This window comes from Collimonas humicola (assembly GCF_018304945.1).
Lineage (GTDB): Bacteria > Pseudomonadota > Gammaproteobacteria > Burkholderiales > Burkholderiaceae_D > Collimonas > Collimonas humicola.
In genome coordinates, this window is the sequence record NZ_JAGQEE010000001.1 from 1,700,481 (window position 1) to 1,712,858 (window position 12,378).

The window sequence follows — 12,378 nt, forward strand, 5'->3', positions numbered from 1 at the left end:
AATCCATGTTACTGATTCAAAATGGATTCCCGCGTTCGCAGGAATGACGTCCTAAGAAGCATGTTTAATTTTTCAGCCTAGCCGCCCAGCATGGCTTTTTCGATGTCGTTCAGGATCGCCTGCGCCGCCAGCGGGCCGCCGGGACTGGTCCACAACGAGCCGTCGACCGCCACCATATGGCCCTTCTGCACCGCGCCCAACTGGCGGAAAGCCGGGCTCTGGCGCGCCGCCGCCAAGGCATCGTTGGCCTGGCTGGTGTTGAGCGTGCCGACAAACAGCCAGTCGGCGTCGATGCGCGACAAGGCTTCCAGGCTCAAGGGCGGCGAATGGGCGACGCCGGCCTGCATCTGTGCCGCCGGCCGGCGCAGTTTGACGTCTGCCAGCACCAGGCTGGCGAAGGCGTCTTTCAGCATGTAGGCCGGTCCCTGCGGATTCCAGCGCACCACGCTGACGGTAGCGTTAGCTTGGGCGCCGAGCTTGGCGCGCACGCTGTCGGCGCGGCGCTGGTAGGCGCTCAGCAAGGCTTCCGCCTCGGCATTGCGTCCCACCACGGCAGCGATGCGGCGCAATGCCAGCTGCCAGTTCTCGCCCTGCTTGTAGCTGACCACGGTCGGCGCAATCTTGCTCAGCTGCGCCAGCAGTTCCGGATCCGGCAAGCTGCCGACCAGGATCAGGTCCGGCTGCGCGCCTATCACTAGGTCGAGCACCGGGCTGCCGAAATTGCCGACGCTGGCGATGCCGCTGACAGCGCTGCCAAGGTAATGCGGCATGGCGCTCTGGCCGCGGCCGTTGGTGGCGCCGACCGGCTTGAGCTTGAGCGCCAGCAGCGAATCGAGGTCGATTTCGGAGAGCGCCAGCACGCGCTGCGGCTGCGCCGGCAGCACCACGGTGCGGCCGGCGGCGTCGACCAGGCTGCGTTCGGCGCCGACGGCGGCAGCCGACAGGAAGGCCAGCGCCAGCATTGCGCTGCGGAGTGTGCGGAGAATCACGATGCGGTTTCCTTGATGTGGGTGGCGGCGTTCTCTTCAGCCAGTTCGAAGGCGTCCATGATGCGGTGCCGTTCGGCGTGATAAGCCTCCTCGGTGTGCTCGTCTTTCCAGTAAGGCACCGCGTACATGGCGCGGCGCGGCACCGCGCGTTCCTTCAGCAGGTATTCGCGCAGCGCCACCACTTGCGTGCTTTCGCCGGCCAGCGTCACCGACACGGCCGCGGCCGGCCAGTGCAGTTCACGCACATGGTCGAGCAGCAGCGTGCTGCTGCCGGCCGGCGCGCCTTCGCGCGACAGCCAGCGCACGGCGATGCCAGGAGGATGGCGCAGGTGCTGGATTTCGCTGCGGTCCGGCACTTCGATCAGCGCCTCTCCACGGGCATGCCCAGGCAAGGCCCCCAGCACCGCCGCCAGGGCGGCAAACGCACTCGGATCGCCCAGCAGCAGGTAGTACTCGGCGTCCGGCACAAAACGCGGCGGTCCGCCCGGCCCGGCCACGCCGACCGCCGTGCCGGCGACCGCGTGCAAGGCCCAGCTGGACGCCGGGCCGTCATCGCCATGCAGGACGAAATCGACATCCAGTTCGCCCGCCTCGGCATCGTAGCGGCCGACCGTGTAGGTGCGGGCAATCGGCCGGATGTCGTCCGGCGGCCAGACCGGGCCGTCCGGCCCGAGGGTCGGCAAGACCGGCTCGACCTGGCCCGGACGCGGCAGCAGCAATTTGATATGGGCGCCGTTGCTGTCGAGCGGGAAACCGGCCAGCGCGGGGCCGGCCAGCGTAATGCGGCGCATGTGCGGCGTCAGCTGCAGGGTGCGGCGCACGCGCAGCATGCGCGGCGGCGTGCGCGGCGTCGCCGCTGGTGTAGGTGTAGGGGCTTTACTCATGATCATTTTTCAGGATGGATTGAAGGCTCAGGCGCCTGGCCAGTTCGCGGCCGATATGCGCCAGCGGCGCCGGCTTGCTCATGCCGATATGGGTGCTGTCGATCTCGACCCGCTCCATGCGTCCCTGCACATACGGCTGCCAGCCGAGCCAGTCAGGCGCTTCCGGCGTACGGCGCGAGGCGTGGAAAAACAGCAGGTCGCCGCGATAAGGCTGATGCCGCAGGTCGCGGTATTGCAACATGCCGTGCAAGGCGCTCTGCAGCAGACGCGCCATGCGCGCCTCGTCTGCCGCCGCCAGGGTGCTGTCCGCTTGGCGGAAGCGCGCCAGCATGGCTTCTTCCGACAAGGGCCGGCCATCGGCGTCCAGCGGCGAGGCGCCGATCACGTCCAGCAAGGTCAGCAGGGCGTCGCGCTCCTGCGGCGGCGGCTTGCCGTGCCAGATATCGCTGGGATAGGCATCCATCATGGCCAGCATGGATACCTCTTCGCCGGCCGCCTGCAGCTTGACCGCCATTGCATGGGCGATGCCGCCGCCGGAAGACCAGCCCAGCAGGCGATAAGGTCCGTGCGGCTGGGTATTGCGCAACAGCGCCAGGTAGCAGTCCACCTGTTCGTCCACCGAAGCCGGCAAGGCGCCGCTGATGCCGTGCGCCTGCAGGCCGTAGATCGGCATATCCGGCAGCTGCATGGTGAGGCCCAGGTAGCACCACGACAAGCCTTCCGCCGGGTGCACGCAGAACAGGGCCGGTTCGTCTCGCTCCGTGCCGCGCTGGATCACCAGCAAAGGCGCGAATTCAGAACCTGCGGCGGCAGGCGGCGGCGGATGGCCGGCCAGGGTGCTGAGCGAGTGCGCCAGCGCCGCCACCGTGCGATGCCGGAACAGCGCCGATACCGCGATCTCGCGCTGCAAAGCGATGCCGAGGCGATTGGCCACCTGGATCACCTGCAGGGACTTGCCGCCAAGGGCAAAGAAGTCGTCCGTCAGCCGCACCGCGCTCACGCCCAGCACCTCGCGCCAGACTGCCATCACGGTTTGTTCCAGCTTACTGGCGGCGGCATCGGGCTGCGCATCCTCGGCATCAGACGGCAAGACAGACAGCGCCTTGCGGTCGATCTTGCCGTTGGCGTTGCGCGGCAGCTGCGGCAAGACCAGGTAGCTGCCCGGCACTGCCGCCGCCGCCAGGCGCTCCTCCAGGAAAGCGCGCAGCACTGCCGGCGCCGGCAGGACTTGGTCTGCCACCAGGCAAGCGACCAGGCGCTTGCCGCCGTTGGCCAGAGTCTGCGCCACCACTGCGGCTTCGCGCATGCCAGGGTATTGCAGCAAGGCGGCTTCGATTTCCAGCGGGTCGATGCGATGGCCGCTCAGCTTGAATTCATCGTCCAGCCGGCCCAGGTAACGCAGCTGGCCGTCGCTGCCGAGCAGCACCCGGTCGCCGCTGCGGTAAGCCCGGCGACTGCCGCCCTGCCCGTCAAAATTTTCCAGTTGCACGAAACGCTGCGCGGTCAACTGTTCGCGGCCAAGATAGCCGCGCGCCAGGCCTCCGCCCAGCAGGCACAGTTCGCCTTCCTCGCCGTACGCAACCGCGCGCAAGGCAGCATCGACCACCGCAATCGCAACGCCCGGCAATGGCCGGCCGATAGGCACCATATCGCCCCCGAAGCCGATCGCTTCAGGGCCGGCCAGCTGCGCCGTGGTGCAGATCACGGTGGCTTCGGTCGGACCGTAGGTATTGAGCAGCACCACATGCGGCGGCACCGAGCTGCGCCAGCGCGCCACCCGCTCCGCCAGCGCCGCCTCGCCGCCGATGATCAGCAGCCGTACGCTGTCCGGCAAGGCTGCTTCATGCCGGCTGATGCAAAAGCTGAGTTCGTGCCAGAACGCCGTCGGCAAGTCCAGGACGCTGATCTGCAGCCGGGCGCAAGCCTGCAAAAAGCGCGGCAGCGATTCCAGCATCTCGTCGTTGCGCAGGATCAGGCTGGCGCCGTTGCACAGGCTGAGGAAAATTTCTTCGACGCTGGCATCGAAATGCAGCGGCGAAAACTGCAGCACCCTGTCGTTCGCAGACAACTGATAGCGCGCCGTGGCGCCGGCGACAAAATGCGCCAGGGCGTCGCGCCCCACCATGACGCCGTTCGGCCGGCCGGTGGAGCCGGAGGTATAGATCACATACGCCAGCGCATCCGCCGCGACGATGACCGGTGCATCCAATGGCGCAACGTCCGATGCGTCGGCATCGTCCAGGCACAGAAAAGGCAAGCCGGCGCCGACCTTGTCGACATGCCGGCGCAAGGTCAGCACCAGCAACGGCTGCGCATCCTCCAGCACGGCGGCGATGCGCAGCGGCGGACCGTCGGGATCGAGCGGCACATAGCCGGCGCCGGCCCACAGGATAGCCAGCAAGGCCACCACGGTATCCGGCGCGCGCGGCAACAGCAGCACCACGCGGCTGTCCGGCTGCACGCCCTGTTCGAGCAAGCGCGCGGCCAGCTTCTGCACGCGCGCCAGCAGTTCGGCATAAGTCAGCGCCACGCCATCCTGCGCCAGCGCCAGCTGTCCTGGCGTATTGGCGGCGTGCCGGCGCAAGGCGTCCAGCACCGCTTCAGGCGGCTGCGCCAAGGCGGCGCCGGACAATAGCGCCGGCTCGCTAGCATCGGCGCCCAGCGCGGCCGCCAGCGACAGTTCCGCGCCATGCGCCGGATCGGCCAGAAGGTCCAGCGCCGCCAGCAGGCTGGCATGCAGCTCGGCCAGCGTGGCGCTGTCGTAGGCATCGGGATTGGCTTCAAAATCCAAGCGGACGCCATGGGCGCCGGGAGCTACCACGATAGAAAGATCCTCCACCGGACCGGCCGAGACCGGATGAGATTTCGCCGTCAAGCCGCCGAATTCCAGCGGCCGGTCGAACGGCATCAGGTTGATCACCGCGCCGAACAGGCGGCGGCCGTCGCTCAGGCCAAGATCGTGTTTCAGCTGTTCATAGCGATAGCGCTGGTGCGGCCGCAGTGCGCGCATCTCAGCGGCGACCTGCTGCGCCAGCTGGCCGATCCCCGCATTGCGGTCGAACCGCAAATGCAGGGGCACGATATTCATGGCCATGCACGGCACGCTCAGCGCCACCGAACCCAGCCGCCCCATGACCGGCAGGCCCAGCGTGATTTCGCTGGCGGCGGTCTTCTGCTGCAGCCATGCTGCGATGGCAGCTATCAGCCACGCGCTCCAGTCGACCCCGGCGGCGCCGGCGGCGGCCTGCCATGCGCTCAGGCTGGCGGCCGGCAAAGCTCCGCGCAGGCGGCGTACGCCATGCGCCACCGGCTTGGCTGGCGCCAGCAGCAGCGGCGCCGGCGCATCCTTGAGGCGGGTGCACCAGAATTGGCGATCGCGCGCAAAGGCGTCGGAAGACTGGTAAGCCAGGTCTTCCGCGACCACCGGTTCCAGCGCACTGGAGCGCACCGGCGGCAGCGCCTTTCCTGCGGTATCGGCGGAATACAGATCGGCCACGCGCTGCGCCAGCAAGGCATAGCCGAAACCATCCAGCGCCACGTGATGGACGCGCAGATACCACAGCGTGCGCGCGCCGCCGAGCCGCAGCAGCGCGCTGGCAAACAGCGGGCCTGACGCCAGATCGGCGATCTGCAGCAGGTCGGCTTGCATCCAGCGCTGCGCCGCTTCGAACGGTGCGGCGGCGGCGCTGAAATCGAGCTGCTCCAGCTGCCAGTCGCGCTCGGCAGCCGATGTTTGCCAGACCTGCGTGCCGTCGCTGGCGTAGCGCTGATGCAGGGCGTCGCACCCGGCCACCGCCTGCCGCACCGCCGCGATAAAGGCAGCCTGGTCCAGCGCGCCATGCAGTTCGACCGCCTCGGCGGTCCAGTAGGCGGGACTGGCGGGGTCCAGCTGCTGGCCCAGCCAGATGCCGTACTGCGCCGCCGACAGCGGCAGCGGCGCCGGCTCAGCCAGTTGCTCCTTGCGGGCGATATCCATCCTAGTTGCTCCGCGCCTGCGCCAGCAGGCTCCACCAGCCGGCCAGCGTCGGCTTCTCTGCCAGGTCGACGAAAGTGAGGCTGGAGCCGCCGCGACGCCAGCGTTCCACCAGGCTCATCAGGCGGATCGAATCAAGGCCTGCGTGCAGCAGATGATCGTCAGCCCGCAAATCAGAGGCCGGCATTTGCAGCAGCTTCGCCACTTCCTCTTGCAGCGCGGCCTGACTAGCCGGCAAGGCATTGACCACAGCAGGCTGCAAGAAAGCAATCACATCCTGTGCGCTGCTGACCACGCCGCAGCGTTGCGAAACGTAATCCAGCGCCATGGCGTGCTGTTCGGCCGAAAAATCGGCCAGCGCATCGCCCACCAGGAACGGCTGTATGTCGTTCATGAAGGCGTCGGCGCTGGTCATCAGGCAGCCGATATGCGCATACACGCCGCATACGATCAGCTGATCGCGCCCCTGCGCCTGCATGCGCTGCAGCAGGTCGCTGCGCACGAAGGCGCTGTAGCGCCACTTGGTCAGCACGATATCCTGCGTGCGCGGCGCCAGCTGCGCCACCACCGGCGCCCGCTGCGGCTGCGCCGTCAGGCCGGGGCCCCACCAGTCTTGCAGCAGGCCGCGCTGCTCCGGCGCCTGCTGCGCCGGCTGCGCGGTGTATACCACCGGCACGCCAGCGGCGTCGCAGGCATCGCGCAAGCGGCCGATATGCTCCAGCAGGGCCGGGATCGGCGCCGCCTTGCTATCGTAGAAATCGAGGAAATACTCTTGCATGTCATGGATCAGCAGCACCGCGCGCGCCGGATCAGGCTTCCAGTCGACGCGGTTGGAGGGCATGGCGGCTGGCATGGGATAGGAAGCGATTCTTGGAATAGTCATGGTGATGTCTTGAACTGGTGATTGGTTAAGGATGGACGCCGGCCTTGGCCAGCTGTTCTGCGATGCGTTCGCGCAGGACGCGCTTGTTGACCTTGCCGACGCCGGTCTTGGGGAAGCGGTCGACGAATTCGATGCGGTCCGGGATCTTGTAGTGGGCGATGCCGCGCTCGCGCAGGAAGCCGGTCAGGTCCATGGCCCGCGGCACCTGGCCGCGCGGAATCACGAAGGCGCAGCTGCGCTCGCCAAGGTAAGCGTCCGGCATGGCCACCAGGGCGACGTCGTGCACGTTCGGGTGCGCCAGCAAATGGTTTTCGACTTCATCGGCGGCCACCTTGTCGCCGCCGCGGTTGATCTGGTCCTTGGCGCGGCCCTCGACCACCAGGTGGCCTGACGGCAGACGCGATACCAGGTCGCCGGTGCGGTAGAAGCCATCGACGGTAAATGCGCGGGCATTGTGCTCTTCCGCCTTGTAGTAGCCGCGTATGGTGTACGGGCCGCGGGTCAGCAGATGGCCGACTTCTCCCGGCATCACATCGCGGTCTTCGTCATCCACCACGAGTACTTCATCGGCGGCCGAAATGGGTCGCCCCTGGGTCGAGGTGACCAGCTGCTCGGTATCTTCGTCACGGGTGTAGTTGACCAGTCCTTCGGCCATGCCGAACACTTGCTGCAAGGCGCAGCCGAGCACCGGCCGCACGCGTTGCGCGACTTCGGTGGTGAATTTGGCGCCGCCTACCTGCAGCAGCGCCAGGCTGCTCAAATCGCGGCGCCGGCTATCGTCGCCGTTGCTGTTGCTGTTGCCGACAGCATCCAGCCACACCATCGCCAGCGGCGGCACCAGCGAGGTGATGGTGACCCGTTCCGCTTCGATCAGCGGGAATGCATCGTCGGGACTGGCGCGCCGCGTCATTACCACGCAGCCGCCGGCATACAGGATGCCGAGCGTGCCCGGCGAGCTGAGCGTGAAGTTGTGCGCCACCGGCAACGCGCACAGATAGACGCTGTCCGCCGTCAAGGCGCAGATTTCGGCGCTGGCGCGGATGCTGTAGAGATAATCATCGGGCGTGCGCGGAATCAGCTTGGGCAAGCCGGTGCTGCCGCCGGACAGCTGCAGGAAAGCGACGTCATCCGCGCGCGGCTCAGGGAAGGTGCGCGCCTCGTCATACAGGCTGTCAAGCGGGCAAAACTCCTCCGCCTCTCCCACTACGACGACATGCCGCAGGCCAGCCTGCTCGGCCAGGACCTGGCGCGCCAGCTGGCGGTAATCGAAACCGCCATCGACATCGGCGATGACGTAGGCCGTCGCTTCGCTGTGGGCGCAGAAATAGCCGATCTCGGTGCGGCGATGCGCCGGCAAGGCAAACACCGGCACCGCTCCCAGGCGGAACAGGGCAAAGCATACGGCGAAGAATTCGGCGATATTCGGCAGCTGCACCACCACCCGCTCGCGCGGGCGGATGCCGAGCCGGTCGAAACCCGCCGCCAGCTGATCGCTGCGACGGTCCAGCTCGGCATAGGTCCAGCGCCGCGCACCGCACACCAGCGCAAGGCGCGATGGATATTGCTGCGCGCGCCGGCGCAGCATGGCGCCGAAGGTTTCACCGGTCCAGTAGCCGGCAGCGCGGTAGGTCTCGGCGGCCTCCGCCGGCCAGGGTGTGAATCCCGGCAAATAGTCAAGCTGATCGGCGTTGCTCATGACGCCGCCTTCGCCTGCTCGTCTTCCAGCATCAGCTCCAGGTTCATCGCCGCCAGCATGGTGCGCAGCTTGGCCGAGGTTTCCAGCAGTTCCAGCTGCGGCTCGGAGCCGGCGACGATGCCGGCGCCGGCATACAGCGTCGCGCTATCGGCGCCAACTTCGGCGCAGCGCAGCGTCACCGCCCATTCGCCGTCGCCATGGCTGTCGCACCAGCCCACCAGGCCGGCGAAATAGCGGCGGTCGAAACCTTCGGCGTCAGCGATGAATTTGGCCGCCGGCACAGCCGGATGGCCGCATACGGCCGGCGTCGGATGCAGCGCCAGCGCCACTTCCAGCGAGGTGGTGGCGAGATCGGCCAGTTCGCCGCGCAGCTCCGTGCCCAGATGCCACATGGTCGGCGTCGCCAGCAGGCTCGGCGCCGCCGGCACCTTCAGGCTCTTGCAATACGGCCGCATGGCGGCGGCCACCGCATCGACCACCAGCGCATGTTCATGCAGATCCTTGACCGACTGCAGCAAGCCATCGGCGCGGCGGCGGTCTTCCGCCGCATCGGCGCTGCGCGGGATCGAACCTGCCAGCGGATGTGACACCAGCTCGCGGCCGTAGCGCGCCAGCAGCAGTTCGGGGCTGGCCCCGATCAGCGTGCGATGCCCCCCTGCCCGCGCTGCAGCCGCGTCGGCCAGGTCGATGGCAAAGGTGTAGCCGCGCAGATTGCGTGCCGCCAGCCGCTGCAGCAGGGCCGGGACTGCGATCTGGGCGTCGAGCGTAAGCGAGCGCGACAGCACGGTTTTTTCAAAGCGCAAATCGCGGATTGCCGCCAGCGCGCTGCGCACATTGCTGCGGTAGGCTTCGGGCGTCGGCTGCATCAAAGGCGTCGTCGACAGCTGGGCGCCGCAGGATTTTTCCGCCGGGCTCAAGGCGGCGACCGCGCTGTCGACGCCGGCACCGCTGGCCAGCTGCTGCGGCATGTACAGGTAGGGCGAGGCCGAACTGCCGTCCAGGCGGAACGGCAGCGCGCCCATCAGCACGGCGGGCGGCCGGCCTTCCTGCTGGACTTCCTGCAGCCAGGCTGCCGCCTTGGCGGCGAGCTGGCCGGCCTCGCATGGCGGCAATACCGCCTTGACGCCATGCGCCAGCAACGAGCGCCGCGGCGATGCAAAGAAGGTGGCGCCGGCCTGGTAGTGCTGGAGCAGATCCGCGGCGCTGGCTTGTTTTAAAAATGCATGATGAAGTCTGTCGTTCATGATGACGGTCCTCGCAAGAAATGAGTGGTGGCGTGGCATGCGGCTAGCCGGATGAATGGTTGCCCTGCCCGCCAGCGAATGCGTCGTCCGCATCGGAACGATTGCATTGCCTTCGGCGCGATCAGTTGCGCGCTTTATTTCCGCTGCCGTTCATGCTTCTTGAGCAGAACGGGAGGCCGGCAAGAGCGTGCTCGACGTAACCAATTGTAAATGAGATTGTAAATGCAAATGAGAATGATTAGCAATTGATTTATTAACCGAATGGAATTAATATGCATGGCAGACAGATATTCCTCCTCGCATCCAGCCCCGCAATTCGCGCAGCCAAGGCAGCCACCACCTACCGAGCACCCTCATGAAAAGAGACCAACTTGTCGTCGATGAAGAAAGCTTCCTCAACCTGGCCGGCATCGATCCCATGCCCTCGCCCGCCGAGCTGCGCAGCCTGCTGCCGCTCGACGCGCTGGCGGCGCAGACGGTCGCCACGGGCCGCCGCACCGTGCGCGATATCCTGGAGCGGCGCGATCCGCGCCTGCTGGTAGTGGTGGGGCCCTGCTCCATCCATGATCCGGCCGCCGGGCTGGAATATGCGCACAGGCTGCGGCAGCTGGCGGCCGAACTGGCTGACACGCTATATATCGTGATGCGGGTGTATTTCGAAAAGCCGCGCACCAGCATCGGCTGGAAGGGCCTGATCAACGATCCCGGCATGGACAATACTTTCCGCATCGCCGACGGCATGCAGCAGGCCCGCAGCTTCCTGCTGGCGGTCAACCGGCTCGGCCTGCCAGCCGCCGCCGAGGCGCTCGATCCGGTTTCGCCGCACTACTTGGGCGAGCTGATCAGCTGGGTGGCGATCGGCGCCCGCACCACCGAATCGCAAACCCATCGCGAGATGTCGTCCGGCCTGCCGATGCCGGTTGGCTTCAAGAACGGCACCGACGGCGGCGTCGAGACCGCGGTCAACGCCATCTTGTCGACCTCGCGCCCGCACGCCTTCCTCGGCATCGACAGCGACGGCCGCGCCGCCGTCATCCGCACCCGCGGCAACGCCCACAGCCATCTGGTGCTGCGCGGCGGCAGCAGCCGGCCCAACTACGATAGCGTCAGCGTCGCCCTGGCCGAACGCGCACTGGCCAAGGCCAAGCTCGCGCCCAACATCGTCATCGACTGCGCCCACGGCAACTCTTACAAGGACCACAGGCTGCAAGCGGCCGTGATGACCGACCTGGTGCGGCAGATCCGCCATGGCAACCGCAGCATCCTCGGCAGCATGATCGAAAGCTTTCTCGAAGCAGGCAACCAGGCTATCCCGTCCGACCTGGCGCAGCTGCGCTATGGCTGCTCGGTGACCGACGCCTGCGTCGACTGGGACGGCACCGCCGCCATGCTGCGCGACGCCGCCGCGCAACTGCGCGATGCGCTGCCGGCGCGCATCGAAACCGATATCGATACCAGCACTACAGGAATGCAATGAAACAGCTGTCGCCCACTCAAGCCATCGTCATCGTCGCCGCCATCCAGTTCGTCTACATCCTCGATTTCATCATGCTGCTGCCGCTCGGCCCCGACCTGGCGCGGGCGCTGGCCTTCCCCAGCGACAAGCTGGGCTGGCTGTCGGCCGTCTACACCTCGGCCGCGGTAGTCTCCGGCCTGCTGTCGGTGCGCCTGCTCGACCGCTTCGACCGCCGCTCGGTGCTGCTGCTGGCGTTCGGCGCCGTCGGCCTGTGCACGCTGGCGGCCGCCTTCGCCAGCAGCCTGCCGACGCTGATGCTGGCGCGCGGCCTGACCGGCCTGTGCGGCGGCCCTGCGATCGCGCTCGGCATGGCGATCATCATCGACAGCACGCCGCCGGAGCAGCGCGGCCGCGCTATCGGCAAGGTCATGCTGGGGTTTTCGATGGCAGTCATCGCCGGCGTCCCGCTGGCGCTGGAACTGGCGCGCTGGGGCGGCTGGCGCTTGCCGTTTTATGCAGTGGCGGCGCTGGCCTCGCTGGTCTGGCTGCTGGCGGCATGGCGCCTGCCCAGCCTGCGCGCCCACCTGGAACAGCCGCGCAAGCAAACGGTGTCGGCACGCAGCCTGCTGGCCCAGCCGGCGGTGCGCGCAGCCTGCCTGGTGCAAGCGCTCAGCCAGTTCTCCGCCTTCCTGGTGATCCCGCAATTCTCCGCCTACCTGCTGCTGAACCTCGGCTTTCCGCGCGAACGCCTGGGCATGCTGTACTTCGCCGGCGGCGTCACCGCGATGGTCACGGTGCAGTTGCTGGGCCGCCTGGCCGACCGCGCCGGCCCGCTGCCGGCCGCAGCCATCGCCTCTCTCGCCTTCTGCGCCGGCCTCGCGCCGTTTTTTGACCTCGGCGTGATGCCGCTGGTACTGCCCTTCATCCTGTTCATGGCCGGCAACGCCGGCCGCAACGTCACCCTGGCCGCCCTCACCAGCCGGGTGCCGGCGCCGCATGAACGGGCCGGCTTCATGTCCTTGCAGAATATCGTGCAGGATCTGGCGATCACCGCCGCTGCGGTGGCCTCCAGCCTGATGCTGGGCGAGACGGTGGATGGCAGGCTGAGCGGGATGAGTGTGATCGCGCTATTGTCGGCGCTGATGGCGGTTGCAGTGCTGTGCGCCTTGCCGCGCTTGCATAGGCCGTTGGCGGCGGTGGCTTCGAAGTAGCTGGAGGAAATGAAGGCTCTGCCGATGCCGGGTCAATGGGCC

Annotated in this window: 8 protein-coding genes; 2 read left to right on the forward strand and 6 right to left on the reverse strand. The window is 67.4% G+C overall.

Annotated elements, in window-relative coordinates:
- Positions 1–77: 77 nt before the first annotated feature.
- Genes KHU30_RS07630 through KHU30_RS07655 form a run of 6 tightly spaced genes read right to left on the reverse strand, consistent with a single transcriptional unit; the run spans position 78 to position 9,669 of the window.
- Entirely contained in the window at positions 78–989 is a 912-nt protein-coding gene (locus tag KHU30_RS07630; RefSeq protein ID WP_211441944.1) for an ABC transporter substrate-binding protein, read from the reverse strand.
- On the reverse strand, positions 986–1,873 hold the full coding sequence (locus KHU30_RS07635) for a siderophore-interacting protein (protein WP_211441945.1): 888 nt from the start codon (positions 1,871–1,873) through the stop codon (positions 986–988). The genes KHU30_RS07630 and KHU30_RS07635 overlap by 4 nt, the downstream gene beginning before the upstream one ends.
- Entirely contained in the window at positions 1,866–5,849 is a 3,984-nt protein-coding gene (locus KHU30_RS07640) for a non-ribosomal peptide synthetase (protein ID WP_211441946.1), read from the reverse strand. The genes KHU30_RS07635 and KHU30_RS07640 overlap by 8 nt, the downstream gene beginning before the upstream one ends.
- A 1-nt stretch (position 5,850) precedes the next feature.
- Positions 5,851–6,729 (reverse strand): isochorismatase family protein, encoded by an 879-nt coding sequence (locus tag KHU30_RS07645; RefSeq protein ID WP_211441947.1) that lies wholly within the window; start codon positions 6,727–6,729, stop codon positions 5,851–5,853.
- 25 nt (positions 6,730–6,754) lie between these two features.
- Complete coding sequence (locus KHU30_RS07650; RefSeq protein WP_211441948.1) at positions 6,755–8,425, reverse strand: (2,3-dihydroxybenzoyl)adenylate synthase; 1,671 nt, start codon at positions 8,423–8,425, stop codon at positions 6,755–6,757.
- Positions 8,422–9,669, reverse strand: coding sequence for an isochorismate synthase (locus KHU30_RS07655; protein WP_211441949.1), 1,248 nt, complete (start codon positions 9,667–9,669; stop codon positions 8,422–8,424). Before KHU30_RS07655 ends, KHU30_RS07650 begins: the two co-directional genes overlap by 4 nt.
- A 355-nt stretch (positions 9,670–10,024) precedes the next feature.
- Here KHU30_RS07655 and KHU30_RS07660 point away from each other — a divergent pair, with 355 nt between their 5' ends.
- Both KHU30_RS07660 and KHU30_RS07665 read left to right on the forward strand, forming a co-directional pair.
- Positions 10,025–11,146: a 3-deoxy-7-phosphoheptulonate synthase gene (locus KHU30_RS07660; RefSeq protein WP_211441950.1), complete on the forward strand. Its 1,122-nt coding sequence runs from the start codon at positions 10,025–10,027 to the stop codon at positions 11,144–11,146.
- Positions 11,143–12,336 carry an MFS transporter gene (locus tag KHU30_RS07665; protein ID WP_211441951.1) on the forward strand — a complete coding sequence of 398 codons (1,194 nt, stop codon included), beginning with the start codon at positions 11,143–11,145 and terminating at the stop codon, positions 12,334–12,336. The genes KHU30_RS07660 and KHU30_RS07665 overlap by 4 nt, the downstream gene beginning before the upstream one ends.
- The last annotated feature ends 42 nt before the right edge of the window (positions 12,337–12,378 follow it).